This window comes from Prevotella pectinovora (genome assembly GCF_041323955.1).
In the GTDB taxonomy this organism is placed as follows: Bacteria; Bacteroidota; Bacteroidia; order Bacteroidales; family Bacteroidaceae; genus Prevotella; species Prevotella pectinovora.
The window spans coordinates 2,164,061-2,185,549 of the sequence record NZ_JBGLIV010000001.1 but is presented as its reverse complement, the minus strand read 5'-3'; the positions used below and the strand labels follow the sequence as shown (position 1 = coordinate 2,185,549).

14 protein-coding genes and 1 tRNA gene are annotated in these 21,489 nt (G+C 50.2%); 10 read left to right on the top strand and 5 right to left on the bottom strand.

The window, feature by feature from the left end:
- Positions 1-34 precede the first annotated feature (34 nt).
- Positions 35-1,453, top strand: coding sequence for an asparagine--tRNA ligase (gene asnS, locus ACDC99_RS08595; RefSeq protein WP_370756579.1), 1,419 nt, complete (start codon positions 35-37; stop codon positions 1,451-1,453).
- Between the two features lie 294 nt (positions 1,454-1,747).
- Here asnS and ACDC99_RS08590 read toward each other — a convergent pair whose 3' ends face one another.
- From ACDC99_RS08590 to ACDC99_RS08580, 3 genes are read right to left on the bottom strand one after another with little or no spacing between them, the layout of a single operon-like run.
- Entirely contained in the window at positions 1,748-2,596 is an 849-nt protein-coding gene (locus tag ACDC99_RS08590; protein ID WP_370756578.1) for a CvfB family protein, read from the bottom strand.
- Between the two features lie 27 nt (positions 2,597-2,623).
- Positions 2,624-3,397: an ABC transporter ATP-binding protein gene (locus ACDC99_RS08585; RefSeq protein ID WP_042517380.1), complete on the bottom strand. Its 774-nt coding sequence runs from the start codon at positions 3,395-3,397 to the stop codon at positions 2,624-2,626.
- A 53-nt stretch (positions 3,398-3,450) separates the two neighbouring features.
- Positions 3,451-5,595 carry a cation:proton antiporter gene (locus ACDC99_RS08580; RefSeq protein WP_278841616.1) on the bottom strand — a complete coding sequence of 715 codons (2,145 nt, stop codon included), beginning with the start codon at positions 5,593-5,595 and terminating at the stop codon, positions 3,451-3,453.
- Between the two features lie 134 nt (positions 5,596-5,729).
- Between ACDC99_RS08580 and ACDC99_RS08575 the strand changes: the two genes are divergently transcribed.
- From ACDC99_RS08575 to ACDC99_RS08545, 7 genes are all read left to right on the top strand, one after another.
- Positions 5,730-6,743 (top strand): aspartate-semialdehyde dehydrogenase, encoded by a 1,014-nt coding sequence (locus tag ACDC99_RS08575; RefSeq protein WP_044073589.1) that lies wholly within the window; start codon positions 5,730-5,732, stop codon positions 6,741-6,743.
- Between the two features lie 48 nt (positions 6,744-6,791).
- Positions 6,792-7,574, top strand: coding sequence for an ABC transporter ATP-binding protein (locus tag ACDC99_RS08570; RefSeq protein WP_044074726.1), 783 nt, complete (start codon positions 6,792-6,794; stop codon positions 7,572-7,574).
- Between the two features lie 278 nt (positions 7,575-7,852).
- A complete protein-coding gene (locus ACDC99_RS08565; RefSeq protein WP_370756577.1) occupies positions 7,853-13,096 on the top strand; it encodes a glycoside hydrolase family 88 protein in 5,244 nt (1,747 codons plus the stop codon).
- Between the two features lie 138 nt (positions 13,097-13,234).
- Entirely contained in the window at positions 13,235-13,429 is a 195-nt protein-coding gene (locus ACDC99_RS08560; protein ID WP_042517369.1) for a hypothetical protein, read from the top strand.
- A 315-nt stretch (positions 13,430-13,744) separates the two neighbouring features.
- Positions 13,745-13,829: transfer RNA gene (locus ACDC99_RS08555), tRNA-Leu, on the top strand.
- A gap of 65 nt (positions 13,830-13,894) precedes the next feature.
- The gene (locus tag ACDC99_RS08550; protein ID WP_370756576.1) at positions 13,895-14,191 is read left to right on the top strand and encodes a hypothetical protein; all 297 of its coding nucleotides are present in this window, start codon (positions 13,895-13,897) and stop codon (positions 14,189-14,191) included.
- Positions 14,192-14,883: 692 nt separating this feature from the next.
- The gene (locus tag ACDC99_RS08545; RefSeq protein WP_370756575.1) at positions 14,884-15,204 is read left to right on the top strand and encodes a hypothetical protein; all 321 of its coding nucleotides are present in this window, start codon (positions 14,884-14,886) and stop codon (positions 15,202-15,204) included.
- Positions 15,205-15,458: 254 nt separating this feature from the next.
- On the opposite strand, the gene ACDC99_RS08540 is transcribed toward ACDC99_RS08545, so the two are convergent.
- The gene (locus tag ACDC99_RS08540) at positions 15,459-15,686 is read right to left on the bottom strand and encodes a hypothetical protein (protein ID WP_370756574.1); all 228 of its coding nucleotides are present in this window, start codon (positions 15,684-15,686) and stop codon (positions 15,459-15,461) included.
- Positions 15,687-15,806: 120 nt separating this feature from the next.
- The gene (locus tag ACDC99_RS08535) at positions 15,807-16,727 is read right to left on the bottom strand and encodes a hypothetical protein (RefSeq protein WP_370756573.1); all 921 of its coding nucleotides are present in this window, start codon (positions 16,725-16,727) and stop codon (positions 15,807-15,809) included.
- A gap of 241 nt (positions 16,728-16,968) precedes the next feature.
- Here ACDC99_RS08535 and ACDC99_RS08530 point away from each other — a divergent pair, with 241 nt between their 5' ends.
- Both ACDC99_RS08530 and ACDC99_RS08525 read left to right on the top strand, forming a co-directional pair.
- Positions 16,969-17,919 (top strand): fimbrillin family protein, encoded by a 951-nt coding sequence (locus ACDC99_RS08530; protein WP_370756572.1) that lies wholly within the window; start codon positions 16,969-16,971, stop codon positions 17,917-17,919.
- A gap of 13 nt (positions 17,920-17,932) precedes the next feature.
- Positions 17,933-21,469 carry a leucine-rich repeat protein gene (locus tag ACDC99_RS08525; protein WP_370756571.1) on the top strand — a complete coding sequence of 1,179 codons (3,537 nt, stop codon included), beginning with the start codon at positions 17,933-17,935 and terminating at the stop codon, positions 21,467-21,469.
- The last annotated feature ends 20 nt before the right edge of the window (positions 21,470-21,489 follow it).

The window sequence follows — 21,489 nt, the reverse complement described above, 5'->3', positions numbered from 1 at the left end:
AAAGAATAGCAAAACAACAAGAAATCAACTCAATATGAAAAGAACAAAAGTTGTTGACGCGTTGAAGCTCACCGATTTCGGTTCAACGGTCAACGTGAAAGGCTGGGTTAGGACACACCGCAGCAGCAAGGCTGTAGACTTCATCGCCCTTAACGACGGTTCTACGATAAAGAATATACAGGTTGTAGTAGACCCATCAAAGTTTGATGCCGAGATGCTCAAGCAGATCACCACAGGTTCGTGCATCAGCGCCACCGGTGTTCTCGTTGAGAGCCAGGGTGCCGGTCAGACGGTAGAGATCCAGTGTGAGAGCCTCGAGGTGTATGGTCTTTGCGGCAGCGACTATCCGATGCAGAAGAAGGGACAGAGCTTCGAGTATATGCGTCAGTATGCCCACATGCGTCTGCGTACCAACACTTTCGGTGCCGTGATGCGCATCCGTCATAACATGGCGATGGCTATACACACATATTTCCATGAGCATGGATTCTTCTATTTCCATTCTCCTATCATCACGGCGAGCGACTGCGAGGGAGCCGGACAGATGTTCCAGGTTACCACAAAGAACCTCTACGACCTGAAGAAGGACGAGGACGGCAAGATAAAGTATGATGACGACTTCTTCGGAAAGCAGACATCGCTTACGGTGAGCGGACAGCTCGAGGGTGAGCTTGGAGCAACGGCTCTCGGCGCTATCTATACCTTCGGACCTACCTTCCGTGCAGAGAATTCCAACACTCCACGCCACCTTGCAGAGTTCTGGATGGTGGAGCCGGAGGTGGCATTCATCGACCTCGCCGACCTGATGGACCTTGAGGAAGACTTCATCAAATATTGTATCCGCTGGGCTCTCGAGCATTGTCAGGACGACCTGGAGTTCCTCAACAAGATGATAGACAAGGGACTCATCGAGCGTCTGAAGGGCGTTCTCGAGTCAGACTTCGTACGTCTGCCATACACCGAGGGTATCAAGATTCTGCAGGACGCCATCGCCAAGGGCAGAAAGTTCGAGTTCCCATGCGAGTGGGGCGACGACCTCGCTTCTGAGCATGAGCGCTACCTCGTGGAGGAATACTTCAAGAAGCCTGTCATCATGACAAACTATCCTAAGGCTATCAAGGCATTCTATATGAAGATAGACGATGAGGAGTCTGGATTCGGCGGCAAGAGCGGCCAGACCGTTCAGGGCACCGACGTTCTCTTCCCGCATATCGGCGAGATTATCGGCGGTTCCGTACGTGAGGAGAGCCTTGAGAAGCTGACGGCAGAAATCAATGAGCGTCATATCCCGATGAAGGATATGTGGTGGTATCTCGACACACGTAAGTACGGAACATGTCCTCACGGTGGTTTCGGACTCGGTTTCGAGCGTCTCATCCTCTTCGTCACAGGTATGCAGAACATCCGCGACGTGATTCCTTTCCCAAGGACACCTAAGACGGCAGAGTTCTAATCAACTCCGTACATACTTTTCTTTAAGACTATTAATAATGAAGCCTGGGAATCGCACCGCTTGCGATATCCCAGGCTTTTTAGTTCATTAGGGATAAAAATACTACATTGAATGTCCTGATGGCCGTTTCGTTTTAAATCCATTATCCATACAATTACGCCGACAGAAATATATGTCCGGATTTTCCCCCACAGCGTGGGGAATGAAACCCCACATTAGGGGGTGTTGTTCCCCACGCTGTGGGGGAATTTTGCGGTAATCCTTATCGTAGTGTCGTTCCAGTCGGTTATCCCTCTATTTCTCCACCAATACGATACCCATGCCGCCCTCTTCCAGCGTTATGATATGGCGCTTATACAAGTCGCCTATAGCCTTCTTGAAAGTCTTCTTGCTCACCTGGAAGCGGTCGTAGATATCTTCTGCGTTGCTCTTGTCGCCAAGGTTGCAGTAGCCGTTGTTCTCCTTGAGGTAGTCGAGCAGGGCGTCGGAAAATTCTCTCGACAGCTTCTTTCCCGTTGGCTGCAGCGTAACGTCGATCTTGCCGTCAGGACGCACGGTGCCGATATATCCCTTCATGCGGTCGCCGGTGTGGATATATTTGAATATCTGGTCCTTGTATACCAGTCCGCCGTATTTGTTGTCTATAATCACCTTGAATCCCAGATCCGTCTTCTGCCATACCAGCAGGTCCACCTCCTTTCCGTGTCTGTAGTCGGGAGTCTCCTCGCTGAGATAGCGCTCCACCTTTGCCGAAGCCATGATGCGGTAGCTCTCCTTGTCGAGGTGTATGTGTACGATATACGAGTTGCCCCTCACCATCTTCATCTTCTGTTCGCGGAAGGGGCAGAAGAGGTCCTTCATCAGTCCCCAGTCGAGAAATGCTCCGAACTGGTTTGTCCAAGCCACTTCGAGGTAAGCAAACTCGCCCACCATCGCCTTCGGTGTCAGCGTGGTGGCTACGGGACGCTCGTCCTGGTCGAGATATACGAACACGTCGAGAGTGTCGCCCGGTTTGCAGCCCTCCGGCACGTAGCGTGTTGGCAACAGGATTTCACCCTCGTCGCCACCGTCGAGATACATGCCGAAGTCCACTTCCTTCACCACCTTCATGGTGTTCATTTCGCCTAATTTTATTCCTTTCATAGTTTGTCGCTTTTTCTTCTTTTTCGTTTACTTTCCTGACTCGCTTCCCGTTTCCGCATCCGTTCTCACTTCTGTTCCTGAATTCTGTGATGCCGGCATTTCCGTTTCTGCGTCAGTTTCAGCATCCTGTGATGCCTTCGGTTCCGTTTCCTTCTCCAGCATACCGTCCCTCATCTTTATCGTGCGGTCGGTGATGCTTGCCAGCTGTTCGTCGTGGGTCACGATGATGAAAGTCTGTCCCGTCTTGTCGCGCAGGTCGAAGAAGAGCTGATGCAGCTCCGCCTTGTTCTTGGAGTCGAGGCTTCCCGACGGTTCATCGGCGAGCACCACAGCCGGGTTGTTCACCAGAGCCCTTGCCACTGCCACACGCTGCTTCTCTCCGCCTGACAGTTCGTTGGGCTTATGCTTGGCGCGGTCGGCGAGTCCCATGAAGTCCAGCAGTTCCATGCCACGTTTCTTAGCCTCGCTTTTCGACATTCCCGCTATGAAGGCAGGAATCATGATATTCTCAAGCGCCGTGAATTCTGGCAGCAGCTGATGAAACTGGAACACGAAGCCGATGTTTCTGTTGCGGAAGTCGGAGAGCTTCTTCTGGTTCAGTCTTCTCACGTCCACTCCGTCAATCATTATCTCCCCGCTGTCAGGCGAGTCGAGCGTACCGATTATCTGGAGCAGTGTGGACTTTCCCGCACCGCTCGGTCCCACGATGCTCACCACCTCTCCTTTGTCTATATGCAGGTCGATGCCCTTGAGCACCTGCAGTGAACCGAAGCTCTTTGTGATATTCTTTATGTCGATCATTGTCTGTTATAATTGTCGGTTTATTGTTGTCTTCCGTTTCCTCCCGTGGCTTGTCATGATGCGTCGGAGCGTCCTTTGTCTATCTTATTCATCACCCAGTTTACTATCGAAGAGTAAGCGCTGTCAACGGAGTGATGCTGTGGTGCCGTGAATGTCATGTCCTCTGGCGACTGTCCGTTCTGGTCGGGGAACACCACCATCAGGTTATGCTCGTGGTAGTGTCGGTATAGCTCCAGCGGCAGCCGTTCGAACACCGGTTTGTATGACACCGTGCCCTGTCTTGCCGAAATCACCACGAGCATGTGGTCGCTGCTCATCTGCTGCGCCAGCTGTGTGAATTCCTTCCAGTGTTCCATCAATACATATTCTGCCCTCACTCCCGGGTGCTGGTTGCGTATATATTCATTGATGAGCGATGTCGATTCTATCCTTCCGTGGAATATTATCCGGCAGCTCAGGTTTTCAGCCAGTCTCGCCAGCCTCTCTATCCAGCGGTAGAAACCCTGTTCGAACTCCACTCTCGACGGCACCGCCACAAGAATTCTCCTCAGCGTGTTCAGCGGCCTGTTGCACCGGCATAGTATAATCTGCCTGTTCAGCTGGTTCACGAGGTCTGGTGTGAATATCCCCCAGAACTTGTCGCCGTCGGTCTTCTTCTCGTGCAGTCCCATTATTATTTCCGATGCGTCATACTCCTTGAAGGCGTGTATGATGCCGTTTGTGATGTTTGTTGCGAGCCGGCTCTGCGTGAGCATCCTCACGTCTACGGCACTTGCCATCTTCGCCGCTTCCTCCAGTGTGCGCTTTCCGAGCGCCTGGAATTTCTGGCTGTTCTCGTCGTCATACACCACGTTGAGACCTATCAGTCCGCGGTTCAGCTTGTTGTTGTGCATCATGAGCGCCATGCTCATCAGCGTCTCTATCTGTCCGCCCGATCTCAGCGGCACGAGAATCTTCTCGTCGTCGTTCTTCCCTTCGCTTTCAGACGCCAGTCCCTCGGTCAGCGTTATCTTCTGCGAGGCGTTGTCGGTCATCATCGATCCGAAGACACACGTGAAGAGAATCATTATCACCACGGCGTTGAGCATGTCGGAGTCAACGAGATATTCGCCCGGTGTGGTCTGCAGTTTCATTCCCACCATCACGATGGCGATAGATCCGGCGGCATGCGACGATGTGAGTCCGAACATCATGTTGCCGTTAGACCATGGCATCCTGAACACGCCCTTCATGACGTATGCCGCCAGTCCTTTGCCCAGCGTGCCGAAGAATATGATGCAGAATATCACGAAAACAGTGTGCCATCCAGTGAACAGCACCCTCACGTTTATCAGCATTCCCACTCCGATGAGGAAATATGGTATGAAGAGCGCATTGCCCGTGAACTCCAGTCTGTTCATCAGCGGCGACACGTGGGGTATGTAGCGGTTCAGAATCAGTCCGGCGAAGAACGCTCCGAACACCCCTTCCAGTCCGATGAACCCCGATACCGCCGCACTGAGGAACATCAGCGCCATCACGAAAATATACTGCGCCACGGCATCCGAATACCGCCTCAGAAACCATCGTGCCATCCTCGGCAGCAGCATTAGTCCGCCTGCCACAAACAGGAATATCTTCAGCAGGAACAGGCACCAGAATCCCACTCCGGCGCCGCTGCCGAACGAACCCACTATGGCTGCCAGCACCACCAGCGCCAGCGTCAGGGCTATCATCGAAGCCCCCACACACAGTGTCACGCTGACATGACGTTGCAGTCCGTATTTGCATACGATAGGGTAGGCGATGAGCGTGTTTGATGCCATGATGCTGCTGATGAGCAGCGTTGCCGTGGGGTTATAGTTGAGCAGCGAGCTGCTCGCCCAGTAGGTCAGTGCGAAAGGCAGCAGGAAGGTGAGCAGTCCGAACAGCGCCACCTTCTTGCCGTTGCTCTTCAGTCCCTCGATGTCCATCTCCAGTCCGGCGAGAAACATGATATAGTAAAGTCCCACCTTCCCGAACAGTTCGAAGCTGCTGTCGCGCTCCAGAATGTTCAGACCGTATTTGCCCACTACCACACCTGCGAGCACCATTCCCACGATGTGTGGAATGCGCAGTTTCCCCATCACGATAGGTGCCGCGAGGATTATGAAGAGCACGACGAAGAAAATCATTGTCGGGTCTGTAATAGGCAGGTAATTGAAAGTATCCGGTATCATAATGCACTAAATTTAATGCAAAGGTGCAAAAAAAATGTTAGAATTGGCGAGATGTACATCGAAAGTTGTAATTTTGCAATAATAATTAAGATAAACGTGCGATTATTAAACACAAATCAAATTAAAAAGTAGATATGAAAGTAGCAATAGTAGGCGCAAGCGGTGCCGTGGGGCAGGAGTTCCTGCGTATCCTTGCTGAGAGAGATTTCCCTATGGACGACCTCGTGTTGTTCGGTTCTGAGCGTTCGGCAGGCAGAAAATACACCTTCAAGGGCAAGGAATATGAGGTGAAGCTTCTTCAGCACAACGATGACTTCAAGGATATCGACATCGCCTTCACCTCGGCCGGCGGCAGCACATCAGAAGAGTTTGCCGGCACCATAACGAAATACGGTTGCGTGATGATCGACAATTCCAGTGCCTTCCGCATGTGCGACGACGTGCCTCTGGTAGTGCCTGAAGTGAATGCCGAGGATGCCCTGAAGCGTCCGCGCGGCATTATCGCCAACCCCAACTGCACCACGATAATGATGGTGGTGGTGCTGAACCCCATCGACAAGCTGAGTCACATCAGAAAGATACACATCGCCTCATACCAGAGTGCTTCGGGAGCAGGAGCGGCTGCCATGGCGGAGCTGGAGCAGCAATACAGGGACATCCTGGAGACGGGCAGCACCACACACGTGGAGAAATTCCCTCATCAGCTTGCCTATAACGTGATTCCGCAGATAGACAAGATGACTCCTAACGACTATACCAAGGAGGAGATGAAAATGTATAACGAGACACGCAAGATAATGCACTCCGATGTACGCACGAGTGCCACCTGTGTGCGCGTGTCGTCATTGCGCTCACATTCAGAGAGCGTGTGGTTCGAGACCGAGCGTCCGCTCACCGTGGAGGAAATCCGCCAGGCACTGAAGGCAGCGCCGGGAGTAACCCTCGAAGACGACCCTCAGAACTATGTATATCCGATGCCTCTGGAGAGTGCCGGCCACGACGATGTGTATGTGGGCCGTGTGCGCAAGGATCTTGCCGACGACAACGGCAACACGCTGTGGCTCACCGGCGACCAGATTCGCAAGGGTGCCGCACTGAACGCTGTTCAGATTGCCGAATATCTCATCAAGGTGGGCGACGTGAAGTAATGGGCAGGCACTGCTTGCAGAAACAACTGATTCTGAAAAGGAATTGAAATGAAAGACATATTGCGACTTTCCGATCTCACGATCGGATATGGCAAGACGACAAACAGGCGAGTGGTGATGCAGGGTATTGAAGCTGCCCTGCATCCCGGTCGCCTCACTTGTCTTATTGGCGACAACGGAGTGGGAAAGTCCACCCTGCTGCGCACTATCTCCGCCTTCCAGCCTAAGCTCGGCGGAGAGATAATGCTCGGCGAGAGAGAGATTGACTCGTTCACCCGTCAGGAACTGGCGAGGCTCATCGGAGTGGTGCTCACGGAGCGGCCGCAGGTGCAGAACCTCACCGTGTTTCAGATGGCTGCCATGGGGCGCAGCCCGTACACGGGATTCTTCGGACGCCTTAGCGACGGCGACAGGCGCATAGTGGGCGAGAGCCTGCGTATGGTGGGCATAGAGCATCTTGCCGGACGCATGGCTGGCACACTGAGCGACGGTGAGCGACAGAAGATGATGACGGCGAAGGCTCTGGCGCAGCAGACCAGCGTGGTGTTTCTCGACGAGCCTACGGCTTTTCTCGACTATGGCAGCAAGGTGGAGACACTGCAGATGCTCCGTTCGCTGTGTCATGACAACGGCAAGACGATACTCCTCTCCACACACGACCTCGAACTGGCCCTGCAGATTGCCGACGACCTGTGGGTGATGACTCACGAGCGGCTCATCACCGGACCTACCGCCGCCCTCGCCGCCGACGGCACCCTGTCGCGGTTTATCGACAAGCGCGGCATCCGCTTCGATCCCACCACGATGACGATACGTGTGGTGGCGGAATAGCTTACCCTTTTTTTTATTTGTATTACTGAAACTGAAAGCCTGACTGTGGCAAATGGTCAGGTTTGGAATCCCTTAACGTTAATCCATTTTTCATATATATTCATCGTTTTTTAACATCACACTATTCGATTAGTCATTTTTTTTCTTTACCTTTGCCAGCACAATTTGGTACGAAGACAATTTCGATATTTTACTGATGAGGAAAGAGAAGACCCTCGTTCAGACTACTAAGAAGTATATAAAAAATTAATTTACAAACAAAATTCAGTTATCTGTTTATGAAGAAAGAAGAGCAATCTTTTGGCTGCGGCATATCCGTGTCGCAGAAAGGACATGCCCTGTCTGGATGGATTCTGCGTATCGTCCCTCTCTTCGCTATGCTTTTCGCCACAGTGGTGGCAAAGGCAGCAAGCGATGGCGACGGCGTGAAGTTCAATCCGGGGGTGAGGTATTCGCAGTGGGCGATAAACTCCAGGGCGCATGATTTTTATGCCAATACCACAGCTTTCGGTCTGGCGAAGTATAAAGCCGACGGAACCAGTGTGGAGATTAAGCGTAATGACACGAAGAAGAAACTTGACTATGTCCCGGGTCTCGTTGCAAAGTCGATGATAGAGGCAGCCGACTATTATCAGAATTTTGATTGGTCGAAGCCTTGGTTCGCAAGCGTAAAGGAGTATGGCGATGCTTATTATGATAGCGTGCCAAACGGTGGCGGCAGCCTCGACGACCTCAACGCCGTGAAGCTCTACATCGGAATCTATAACTACAAGAATGCATCGGCAACAGATAAGGAAAATGCCCAAACGGCTATCGGCAGGGCAACGGCTGGTCTTATAGCCCACAACAATAGCTATAGCATCAAGTCTGGCACTCTCGCTGGCGATGCAGTAGTTGGAGGATGGTTCCACAAGGAAGCCTACAACAACCAGATGTGGCTCGATGGTGCATATATGGGTTCGGCACTGCTCGCACAGATAGTGAATTTCAATGGCAACGGCTCAAACGTGTTCGGCAGCGCCAATGATGACTGGAATATGGTGGTCAAACAGCTCAATATCGTGTGGAACATGTGCTGGAATTCTACAGACAAGCTGATGTATCACGCCTTTGAGGCGAATGCAGGAACGGGAACGTCTAAGTCGCATGCCGACACATGGGCAGGACTGAACGGCACGACGAAGCCATACACCTTTCATTCGGCAGCCTATTGGGGACGCGCCAACGCATGGTATATCTTCGCCCTCGTGGATGCCCTCGAAGCGATGGGTAAGGCAGGAAGGACTTCTGACGCCAACTACACCACTCTGAGAAACCATCTGCAAGACCTCGCCGCTGGCATCGTGGCGCGTCAGGCAAGCAATGGCGGATGGTATCAGCTGCTCGACAAGGACAATTCTTTCACTGCGTCAAGCTACGATAGCAACTGGTCTGGCAAACCATCGAGCGCTACCAACTATATCGAGACTTCTGCCACGGCAATCTTCTCTGCGGCTTTGTTCAAGGCGGCGCGTCTCGGACTGATTGACGCCAAATACAAGGAGAACGCCAAGAAGGCTTTCGAATGTCTGGTGAACAACTACACATATCTGAAAGACGGAAGTCTGGAGATATGGGGCAGCTGCCGGTCTGCCGGTCTTGGCGGTGGAACGGGTACTGATTATGCTAAAGGTGGCAAGAAATACCGCGACGGTTCCAATGAATATTATCTGCTGGGCTATGACGTGCCGATGGTGAAAAAAATAGAGGAACTCACCGAGGGCAAGGTGCTTGGCGGTTTCATCATGGCGGCAACGGAATATGAGCGCGCTTATCAGAATCAGGACGGTAGTGCTCAGATTCTCTTCTCTTATGACCTGCAGCCTTCTTACGATTTGACGCAGTCGGACGCTACGGCTCCCAAAGTGGAGGTGTGTGGCACGGGTGCAGCCAATGCGACATACCAGTGGTATGACGCTACGACAAAGGTTGCCGTTGAGGGAGCTACGAAGGCTCAGTTTACTCCTCAGACCACAGGCAACTATTACTGCGTGGCTACTGTGGGCAGCACAAGCATACAGACGAGTACGACGAATATCAAGGTTAATTCCAACTCTTCTGCCGACAAGCAGAAATTCACCGTCAATGCTACGGCAGTAAACGGAAAGGTGGAAATCAAGGACGGTAATGACAATGTTGTGACCAGCGGAACACAGGTGGAGGAGGGCACAAAACTTGTATTCACAGCCAATGCAAACACTGGATATGTGTTTGACAGTTGGACAGCAAACGGTGGTGCAGCCAACGGCAATGTATATACCATCAGTTCCCTCAATGCCGACGCCAACGTGACGGCTAATTTTATAAAGGAAAATACTGGAGGTGGTGAGACCGTGGAGACGACATTGTTTTCGATGGAGATAAACAGTAGTCCTGCTTCATTGACGGTAGCACAAAAAACTGATAATAAACCAACTTTAGAACAACTCACAAGCGACCATGCTGCGATAACAGGAGGAACCGTTACTTTGGTGAATAATCGTAGTAAAGATTGGACACCTTTCTCTAATGCTTCTATTACTGTTAGTGATATAAGTAAAAACTATATTCGTATAAATCTTGGCAAGCCTTTGGATGCTGGTGATGTGATAAATATAAAAGACAATAGCAAAGTGTTCAAACTGTCGGCTGAGGCATCCTCTTCTAACAGCGTGTCAACATCAAATGGCTCTTATACTTTGGATGCAAATTCTGTGCTGAAAGGGAAAAACGAAATATTTGTATTTTGGAGCGCCCAATCCAATCCTCTCTCTTCCATCACCATCACCCGCAAGACCACTACTCAGACCACCTCTCCTCTGGTTATCGCAGTGGAAGACGTGGAGATGAATGTCACCGACGAAGAGACTCTGCAACCGGAAGTGAGAGTGTATGGCATTGGCGGCAAACGTCTTACTCTCGGCTCAGATTATACCCTGTCTTTCTCTACCGACAACAATAACGTGACCATCAAAGACGGAGTGTTCACGGCGGCAGGAAGCAAGTCCAATTATACTGAAGGCGTCACCAACGTCACCGTTACGGCTACACCGTCGGCAGCGCTTGCCGGACAATATACCAAAGCAACAGAGAACTTCACGTTCACCGTGAGGAAGGGCAAGATGAAGCCCGTGTTCATGCCTGCATACAAAGGCGCTACCATCAAGGTGAAAACGGGTACGAAGAAGACCATCGAGGTGCCTCTCAATTATGGAGGAGAGGACGTGAGCGGATATTTTGATGTGAAATACTCTTGCTCTCCTTCGTTAAAGCTGACAAACTCGAATAACACGATGGCATGCACCTTCAGCACAGTAGGTACATACACTATAACGGTCAGCGCCACTCCTAAAGTCATAAATCAAGGCAAAGACGATGAGTTCAACTATGCTGATGAGTATGACGCTCCGGATAATGTGACATTCACTGTTGACGTGAAAGATACTTATGCCGTTCCGGTGGTCACTCTCAATCCTTCTGCCGACAAGACAATCTATGTTGGCGAAGAGGTGGATGCTCCAGCCGTAAGCGTTACTGATGCACAGGGTACGGCAATCGACAAGAGCAAATACACCATGGAGTGGACATCCTTTGCACCCGACGTTTGTAAGGTGGATGCCACAACGGGCAAGATCGAAGGCGTGAGCGCCGGCGACAAGGTGAAGATACAGCTGAAAGTGAGCGGAGATGGCTTTGAGGATGTGTTCGCATATCTCCTCGTTTCTGTTGACGACCCCGCGAAATATCGCGTGAAGGCTCCTAAATCGGGAGTGACATACAGTCCGATGACACCATTATTCAATCAGAACAAGACCCTCGCCGTGACTCTCGGCGGATGGAGCTTCACCGACCGCGACACGGCTCCCGTGTCGAAAGAGGGACTCACCTATGGCGATAAAAACAAATGGGCTGATGACTCTTCAAAGGCAACCTGGGTTATCAAGGGCTTCGACTATTATCTCCCCGGTCTCACATGTCAGAATGCTCGTCAGGAAGACGGTGCCTGTCCGTTGCCAAGCGAGACGCAGTGGTATGATGGAAAACTGCAGAAGGTAAAGGGCGGCACGGTAGATCCGATGTTCTATGTGCCATGCTCGGGAGCATATCTCACTGTGGAACCGAAGACCAACGGTAAGGTCAGCGTCAGCGTGTTCCAGAACGGAGTGTTCGACAAGTCGGGTGGCGTCTACGCCTATCGTCCGCAGCGCCGTGTGTTCGTGTTGGACGAGGCAGGAAAGGTGGTGGCATCTGAGGCGACAATCAGTGCTACAGGAGGCAAACTCACCGTGGCAGACAAGAATGCTACCGGCGACCTGAAGGATCCATACAAGATAACAAACTATCCTTGTAACATCACTGGACTGGCAAAAGGTCCTTTAACTGATGGCGGCAGTGGAAAGAGCAGCGATAAATCTCCTTCTCCTACCGTAGAGGACGTTAAGAATCATTTCCGCGGCATGACTTCATTTGAGATGACTGCCACGGGATTCCAGAACAACGTTTATGAGAGCAATATCGACAACAAGGTAACATGGGGCAGTTATGCCACACCGAACAATGGTGCCGACGACAATGTGATGGGTTCTCACGGATGGTCGGTGCTCGTGGATGCGGCTGTGACTTACACCTTCGATGTGAAGGCTGGCAAGACATATTATATATATAACTACGGTTCGAAGCTCGGTTTCTATGGATTCTCATTTGATGAGGCTAAAGAACAGACGGTGAAGAACTATGAATTCAATGACGATGCGACAAACACCATCGAACCGACCAAGGCTGGTGAACTGACCAGGGCGAAGGTGAACCGCAAAATGACGGCTGGCGTGTGGACAACATGCGTGTTGCCGTTCAGCCTGAACAAGCAGCAGGTGGATGCCATATTCGGAAAGACTTACGACAGGGATACTCCCGACGGAACGCAGATTCTGTATTTCGACCGTGTGGAGGGAACGAAGGCTATTTTCGTGCGCCATGCCTACAACAATATCGTGGCAGGCAAACCGTTCCTCATCAAACCGACAAAGAATGTCGCCTCTATCAATACGGCAGACGTGGAAGCCTATCCTTACGTGACGATAGAGAACACTAAGCCGGCAGAATGGTGCAAGGGTAACGGATATGTATGGATGGCGAGCTACAGCAACGACCTGACGGTGAAGGAGGGCGACTGCTTCATCAGCAACAAAGACGGTTCGTTCAAGAATTTCGTCGGCGACCCGGGCACGCTGAAGGGCTTCCGTGGTTATCTCAAGAATATCGGCACCAACGGAGTGTCTGAGGCAAAGAAGCTCACCGTGGGCATGGGCAGCAATGTGACAACCGACGAGACTTCGGCAATCGACGGTATCTTGATCGACGGTGACATGCCGGCAGACAGCGTCACCGCAGCAGACGGTAAGGTGTATAATCTCAACGGACAGGTTGTGGCAACGACATACCGACAGTTCCAGGCATTGCCCGGCGGCGTGTATGTGGTTAACGGAAAGAAAGTAGTGAAGTAAGCAAGCTCCGAATACTTGTAGCAAACAAGTTTCTGGATAACTTGAAGTAACAAGTTCTGAATACTTGTAGCAGCAAGTTCTGACAACTTATCGCAGTCAAGTTCTTACAGCTTGTAGAAACTAATAATAAATGTAACAATGAACAAGAAAACATATATCACCCCACAGACCACGCTCGTGAAATGTCATATCGAGGGCGTGATGCAGCAATTGTCAAAGACAGGTGGAGAAAGTAAAGTGGACCCCAACACGCCAATCGCCCCTCCACCGGGCGGCAATGGTGGAAGTGACGAATTGAGCAAGGAGAACTCCGGTCTCCTTTGGGACTATTAGTCCCGCTTCTTTTTCTTTTTGTCGGCATCATGCCGGGATAGGGTAGCTCACAGCTCCCTATCCGCATGATGTCCATGCAAGTCGCCATGACTGAACGGCATAATCTCCGTTAGTGTATCAGATGCCGTAATGTCTGTTTATCCATCAGACGATGTAATGTCAGTTTATCCATCAGACGGTGTATCTCTGTTAGTGTATCAGACGGTGTAATGTCTGTTTAGTGTATTAGACGTTGTAATGTCTTTGACTCTAAAATAAATAGCGCAATAAATTTTGTCAGGTGGAAAAAATACCGTACCTTTGCACCGCAAAATTGCGCTTGTGGCGAAATTGGTAGACGCGCCAGACTTAGGATCTGGTGTCTCGCGACGTGTAGGTTCGAGTCCTATCAGGCGCACCATACAGAATCCTAACTGCTTGAATATGGGCAGTTAGGATTTTTTCGTGTATGAAATTGCCGAGTTTTTGCCAACACAATTTCGTGCCGATTATACAGTCCGTCCTGTCTATATCAACAACAATCTGTCAAGAGGAACTTTCAAACGCAACCATGAAGGCGGCTATCTTTGTACGGAGCAAGAGCTGAAAATGATGCTCCGTGATGCCAATGAAGCTGGCAATGATGGATTGTTGCTGGAATACTACACAATGGACGACATTGACATTCCAACATTGGAACGCTTCCGCCAGATGTTTCAGAACTTGCATCCAGAGCATCAATGGAACTCGGCAGAACACAAGGAGTTTCTAACGAACTTTTGAGGTTATACACGAGACCGAAGGACTGGAAAAGAAGGACTGACTATGGCTGGACTCTTAATGTTTGGCAAAGGATTGCCAGTCCGTGAGCGTTTCGACAATCTGCGAATGGACTACATTGATAAATCCAATTTGATAGGCAACCAACGCTATAGCGACCGATTTCATACGATGGGACTTGGGAAAACAACCTGTTCAACTTTATAAGAATGCCCGTTGGCGGAATTAGATTAGTGCATACTTAATCCTAATGTCAGTTTGTGTTAAAATGGGCAACGTGCTTGCCCAAGTGGGGCAACGTGCTTGCCCATCATGGGTAACGTGCTTGCCCCTGTTGGGCAGATTTGCTGTAAGGCGTCTTCCCAATAAGCTAATGTTGTAACACCCATATTCCTGTTTTCAGGATTTTGCCAACGCATACAATTCCTGTCGTCTGAATTCCTTTCATCTGATAATTCTTTTAATCTGACAATTCTCTTTTTATCAGCAAACCATCCAGACAATAGGCTGACAATTGCCTGGTAGTCAACTGTCTGATTGCCAGAATATTACGACAAAAAACCAGACAATCTGACAGTTTTTCAGAAATTCTCGTTTTACTAAGAATCAGCGATATGGGCAACTTTTGCTCATATCGACCAACTTAAATTAATTCCGCCAACGGGTAAGAATGGTATTTTTAAAAGAAAACTCTAATGTGTTCAGAATCATTTAAAGAGCTAATGCAAAGCACAAAATTGGCTCAGTTCACAAAAATGGGATTGCCATCAGCCGCAACAGGATTTGTGCCATTTGAAATGGCACAAATAATGCCTAAAGAATTTGTGCCAACAGAATTGGCACAAATTCCAAGTGTTCTCTTTTTTACAGGTTGGAGTAATCATCAACTCATCTTGAACCGCTGCAAAACAAATGAAGAGAGACTTTTCTATTTATTCAAAGAAAGAGCTGTTAGGATACAAGCAGTTGGAACGAGCTATAAAGACGGACGCTATGGCATCTATTTTAAGAGCTAAAGATATTCAATCAGAGGCTCTGCACACCACTTATGCAAAGTCACCCGCCCTTTTCAAAGATACTGCATACATCTGTTCGGCTATTTTCGGTCGTTTTAAGTCGTTATTGCGGTCGTTTTCGGCTATTTTCGGTCATACTTGCGGTCGTTCTTGCAGTCATTGCGGTCGTTCTCGGCTATTTTCGGTCGTTCTTTACAGGTGATTCTTCAGATAAAATTGTAATGACATTTTATCTGAAGAGTCACTTGTTTATATCATCTGCCACGTCGCACCCTATACTTCGCTGGTCGCATCATCGCAGCCGACACGGCGATGCACCTGCGCCACCAATGATCATCGTCTTCATCCTTGTCACGTCCCCAACCAGAGCCAGGCGAGCCATCACCGCCACATGATTCTGCATAGGTTGTAGCCTCACTGATATAGCCAAGAGAAAGAAGCATGGCGCAGTTGATTATTGAGTTGCTATTGGTTGTTTGCAAACGTGTAACCTCAGATATTAAGTCATACCTGTATTCCGAAATGGAACGATGCCGGGCTTTTGTAACGGCAATGTCAACCAATACTTGCGGTCGTTTTGCTTTCGGTATGCCCGGCATCTACTATTGTCCGGCATCTCTGCATGCTTTGCCGTTGATGTCGAAATTGAATCCGGTCTCCTGGTGACATATTGTAATCTGCTCACAGAAAGTCAAATTCCTGTACTCCGGGTGGCTGACAAGCCATTCCTCCAAGAATTCGTTTTCTTTTTCCAATGCCCTGTCAAAGTTTGACTCCCTGTCGTTTTCTATCCTGTTGAGATATGGTTCCATTTGCTCCTTATTGCCGTAGGCACTTGTCGGAATCATTATTCCACCGAAATTCACATTGTCGTCTTGCTTCTTTATGAAACCGTCGCTATTTAGTGTTACGTGGAATATCGCTTGTACATACTCCTGATCGAGCATTGTCATTCCAAACATCTCAGAAGACTTTATAGTGATGTTCAGGTCGCCATTATCAGCCTTTTCGATTTTATTGTCAAAGGAATTGAAAATCACGGAAGGCTGTTTGAAGAAGAAAATCTTGTTTCTGACATAATCATCCTTATTGCTGGTCATCAGGATATATTTGTCTTTATAGCACTCCACTGTCATTTCCTCTTCATTATTGTAACCGATGTCCTTGAAAGTAGTGCTGTCTACGACGTGGATGCTTGTCGCTTTCGGTTCACTCTTTGTGCTATATATAGAAAAAGTGTCGCTGCCTTGAGCGTCTGAGAGACCGATGTCCTGTTCTTTCACGTCAGCGAGCTTTATTACCAGCGCCTCTTCTCCCAGCGTGTCCACGCCGATAGTCTGTTGTTTAGCATCGGCAAACACGATATAGTGTACTTTGCCGGTAGGGTCATCGGATTTGTTAAGGATGATTTTGCCCTCCTTCTTGTATTGTTCCACTTTCTCGTTGACTAACTCTTGATAACTCTTGCTACATGAACAAAGCGTCAGTAATGCAGCCAATAATAGGATTGGTAGTTTTTTCATAATTCCAATAGTTATTTTGTTATACTTGCTTTATAACATTCACACTTTCTGTCGTCAAAATTAGTAAATATTGACATATCAGTCAAGTCCATAATAGTTCATTATTATAAAAAGTGGAGAGCAGAACCGAAATATTCATAAAAATTGTTTACCTTTACGCTTTAAAAAACGAAAAGCAAGAAAAAGAAGGGCTCGTTTCTGTTTTGATGCGTGATGCCCTTATAGAAGAAAAGAACTAAGAATGGTGAATTACATAGATACTTCTACACTGAAACATATCATCATGTCGGCTTGTGCCGGGATGTTGTGTGCCTGCTCGTCAGAGAACGGAGTCGACGACGTTCCTGTCACGCCGCCAACTCCGCCCGAACCGGTGGAGCAGTTGCCGATACGCATCAGCAGCATGCCGGAGAAGCGTGCCTTAGACAATGCCTTCGAGACGGGCGACAGGATAGGCGTGTTTGTGGTAAACCGCAATGCCGACGGTTCTGCGGTCGGACTGAAGACCCAAGGCAACTATATAGACAACAGCATGTATACCTTTCATGGCACTTGGACCTCAGCGGTGCAGGAATACTGGAAAGACGACATTACGCATGCCGACTTCTATATGTATTATCCATACACCGCCACGATAGCGAGTGTTGAGGCTCTGCCGTGGAGCGTGAAGACAGACCAAAGTGCAGGGGCAGACTACAAGGCAAGTGAACTGCTCATCGGCAAGACCCTTGATGTGGCGCCGAGCGAAGAAGCCGTGAACATCGGAGCCAAGCACATGATGGCGCAGGTCGTCATCACTCTGGCTGCCGGCAAGGGATTTACCGCAGCCTCGTTGGCGAAAGCAAATGTCAGTGTAAGGATAAACGATGTGAAGACGCAGGCCGCCGCCAATATAGCTTCCGGCATCGTGACAGCCACCGGCGACAAGGGCTATGTCATACCGATGAAAGACAACGACGGATACAAGGCGCTCGTAGTGCCGCAGACCCTAGACGACGGCTACTTGATAACGGTGACGGTGGACGGTACGGATTACCACCTGCCGAAGGACCAGAAGCTAAAAGCCTTTGAGCAGGGACACAGCTACCAGCTGACAGTGACATTGGGCAAGACAAACAGCGGCATAAATGCCAGCATCGTGAAATGGCAGGACGACGGCATCGACTATGGAGGAGTTGCTGAACCGGAATAGAAAAAAGACAAATATGAAAAAGATAAGCAAGAACATCATCTTCTATATCATCACCATAGTGGCGGCAACGCTCAGCAGCTGCAGCGACAGCCTCTTTGAGGACGGTGGGCAGAACGATGGCGCCAATATCAGACTGGCGGCAGACATCGAGCAGCTCTCAGTGATGAGAGTGAACGACAGTGGCTTCTGCGACGGCGACATGATGGGCGTGTATGTGGTGGACTACGAGGGCGGCAAGCCCGGCACCTTGAAACCGAGCGGCAACCGTGGCGACAACGTGCGCTACACCTTCGATGAGTCTGCAAACAAGTGGACCGGTGCCTACGATCTGTATTGGAAAGACAAGCATACGCCAATAGACGTATATGGATATTATCCGTTTGCCGCACCCGAGAGCATCGACGACTATCAGTTTGAAGTGCAGAAAGACCAGAGCAAACCTTCTGCCGATGGCGAGATGGGCGGTTACGAGGCAAGCGACTTCCTTTGGGGAAAGGTAGCCGACGTGGCTCCTACCACCAGTGTGATACGCCTGCCATTGTCACACCGCATGTCGAACGCCCGTGTCACACTGGTACAAGGTTCGGGCTTCACCGCCGAGGAATGGGCAAACACGGAGAAGATAGTGCTTGTGCCAAATGTGGCACGCAAGGCAAGCATCAACCTTGCAGAGGGCACTGTTAGCGTGGCGGGCGATGTGGAGAATACAGCCACGATACCGTCGCGCACCGGCAACGAGTGGCGCGCCATCGTGGTGCCGCAGACCGTATCCGCCGGAACGACGCTCTTCAGCATCACCATCGGCGGAACGCCATTCAAATTCTCCAAGCCAGCTGCCTTTGAATACAAGGCGGGCTATATGATGAACTTCAGTATCAAGGTGGACAAGCAGGAAGTCAGCGGTCAGTATAAGCTGACGCTTGTGTCGGCGAGCATCAGCGAATGGGAAAGCGACCTCGTAAGCCACAACGCCACGGCAAAGGAATATATCGTGGTGAATTCCACTCCCGGCAAACTGAAAGACGCCATCGCCGCCATTGGCAAGGACTATGAAAAAGTGAAGAATCTGAAGATTACCGGCGAGATAAACTCCGAGGACTTCTACTTCATGCGCGACCACATGCCGAAACTCTCAGCCCTGAATCTGAAAGAAGTGCGCATCAAGGCTTCTTGCAAACCAGGTGAGGGCGAAGAAGGATATGACGACCAGATACCGGGTAGCGCTTTCTATTCGGGAGAAGGAGACGGAAACGAATCGCTCAACCGTATTATTTTGCCAGACCACTTGAGGGCTATCGGTGGCAATGCTTTCTATGATTGCAGATATCTTACAGGTTCACTTGTCATACCAGAGGGCGTGACGGAAATCAGACGCGGTGCTTTCAATGGCTGCATCGGACTGAACGGTACGCTTTCTCTTCCATCTACCTTAAAGAAACTCGGCAATAACTGGAACAGCGATTCCGCTGATGAGAGTACTGACTATTATGGTGGAGTGTTCCAAGGTTGCTACAATCTGACAGGAAACCTCGTATTGCCCAACAATCTTGAATTGATCAGAGGCTATTGTTTCTCAGGATGCTCTGGGCTTTACGGAGAACTACGACTGCCCGAGAAGCTGAAACATCTCGGAGTCTGTGCTTTTCAAGGATGCCACGGACTTACCGGTTCACTGACGATACCGCAAGGTATTTCAACAGTTCCTGCCGAAGCTTTCAATGAATGTGGCTTCAATGGTACGCTAACCCTGCATGATGGAACTACAAACATAGGCCGCACAGCTTTTAACAACTGTCACTTCAAGGGTGAATTGCGTCTACCCAGAAATCTGAAGGCAATCGCTGACCATGCCTTCTGCAACAATGATTTCTCCGGTGAACTGAAGTTGCCATCAGAAGTCACACATATTGGCAATTCCGCATTCGCCAACAACTGGCGCATCACAGGCATACTTAATCTCCCGGATGGTATTGAGAGCATCGGTGAAGATGCGTTCACAGGTTGCAAGATGCTTGAGGGTGTCATATTTCCTGAGTCTATGGAGACGATACGCCAGAGAGCATTCAACAACTGTTTCGGCATCGGTTCGATAGAATGCCGTGGCACTATGCCGCCCCGTATAGAAAGCGGTGTTTTTGATGGGGTTTCAAAGGAAAATTTCACCGTTGAGGTTCCGTCTTCCGCCGTAGCACATTATCAGGCGGCTCAGGGCTGGTGCGACTTCAAGCGCATCGCCGCCCACCACGAACTGACATGTAGCCCCTCTGTAGCTTGCGCCCTCAGTACGGAGCATAAGCAGACCATCACCGTCAATGCCGAAGGCGAATGGGAGGTGGCAAGCAAGCCAGACTGGTGTGAGGTGTCGCCAATGAGCGGCAACAAGAAGACTAATGTTACAATCACCATCAAGGCAACGGCGAAAAGCTCCGGCAGCAAGCGCGACGGAAAGGTGGTGTTCCGGTTGAAAGACAAGGACTACACCCATGAATGCAGCGTTTCGCAGTATGGCTACCAGTATGGCGAGGACGAATGGGTGACGCTGCAGAAGGCGACACGCGGCAACCGTGGTGGCATCAACATCGTACTGCTTGGCGACGGTTATGACGCCAACGAAATTGCCTCTGGCGAATATCTGAAAGTGATGAATCAGGAGATGGAATATTTCTTCGGTATAGAGCCATACAAAACCTACCGCCAGTATTTTAACGTCTACACCGCCATGCCGCTGTCTACGGAGTCGGGCATCGGTTCGGTGAATACCATCCGCTACAACCGTTTTGGCACCACTTTTACGGGAGGCTCCGGACTGAAAGCCGAATACGACGAGATATTCTCTTACGCCCTGGGAGCACCCACCGTTACGAAAGACAACCTCTGTCAGACTCTCATCATCGTAGTGCCCAACTCCACCGACTATGGCGGCATAACGCAGATGTGGGCAGATGGGTCGGCAATCTCCTTCTGTCCGCTCAGCACCTACGGCTATCCTCTCGACTCCCGTGGCGTGGTGCAGCATGAGGCAGGCGGTCATGGCTTCGGAAAACTCGGTGAGGAAGCCATCTGTCACAACGCCTTCATCGACGCTTGCGGATGCAGCTGCTGCGGCCACGTAGACGAACTGAACACCGCCAAGAGCTATGGATGGTATGACAACCTCTCGCTGTCGGGCAAGATACATGGAGTGGGGTGGAGCCATCTCATAAGCGACAGCCGCTACAGTGATATCGTTGACGTGTATGAAGGCGGTTTCATGCACTCCCGCGGTGTCTACCGTTCGGAGCAGAACTCATGTATGAACAACGACATACCATATTACAACACGATAAGCCGCGAGAGCATCGTGAAGAGGATAAAGCGATATGCCGGAGAGACATTCTCGTTTGAAGATTTCGTGAAGCACGACAAGCGTGACGTCGGTGTGGCGCAAAGTCCAGCCAGGGTTTCGGCATGGGGTAGGGCATCGCAGCGGTCTGCCACCACCTATCAGCACAGACCCGTGATACGCAGGGGCAGTCCGCTGCGTATGGCGAAGGTGAGAAGACACAGATAATGACCATTGGATACAATTTT

What these genes read in the sequence shown, in the direction of transcription:
- ACDC99_RS08560 (WP_042517369.1), top strand. Translation starts at nt 13,235, where the DNA reads ATGAACAAGAAAACATATATCACCCCACAGACCACGCTCGTGAAATGT.
- ACDC99_RS08590 (WP_370756578.1), bottom strand. Translation starts at nt 2,596, where the DNA reads ATGAAAGGAATAAAATTAGGCGAAATGAACACCATGAAGGTGGTGAAG.
- ACDC99_RS08535 (WP_370756573.1), bottom strand. Translation starts at nt 16,727, where the DNA reads ATGAAAAAACTACCAATCCTATTATTGGCTGCATTACTGACGCTTTGT.
- ACDC99_RS08580 (WP_278841616.1), bottom strand. Translation starts at nt 5,595, where the DNA reads ATGATACCGGATACTTTCAATTACCTGCCTATTACAGACCCGACAATG.
- asnS (WP_370756579.1), top strand. Translation starts at nt 35, where the DNA reads ATGAAAAGAACAAAAGTTGTTGACGCGTTGAAGCTCACCGATTTCGGT.
- ACDC99_RS08585 (WP_042517380.1), bottom strand. Translation starts at nt 3,397, where the DNA reads ATGATCGACATAAAGAATATCACAAAGAGCTTCGGTTCACTGCAGGTG.
- ACDC99_RS08530 (WP_370756572.1), top strand. Translation starts at nt 16,969, where the DNA reads ATGGTGAATTACATAGATACTTCTACACTGAAACATATCATCATGTCG.
- ACDC99_RS08575 (WP_044073589.1), top strand. Translation starts at nt 5,730, where the DNA reads ATGAAAGTAGCAATAGTAGGCGCAAGCGGTGCCGTGGGGCAGGAGTTC.
- ACDC99_RS08545 (WP_370756575.1), top strand. Translation starts at nt 14,884, where the DNA reads ATGTGTTCAGAATCATTTAAAGAGCTAATGCAAAGCACAAAATTGGCT.
- ACDC99_RS08565 (WP_370756577.1), top strand. Translation starts at nt 7,853, where the DNA reads ATGAAGAAAGAAGAGCAATCTTTTGGCTGCGGCATATCCGTGTCGCAG.
- ACDC99_RS08570 (WP_044074726.1), top strand. Translation starts at nt 6,792, where the DNA reads ATGAAAGACATATTGCGACTTTCCGATCTCACGATCGGATATGGCAAG.
- ACDC99_RS08525 (WP_370756571.1), top strand. Translation starts at nt 17,933, where the DNA reads ATGAAAAAGATAAGCAAGAACATCATCTTCTATATCATCACCATAGTG.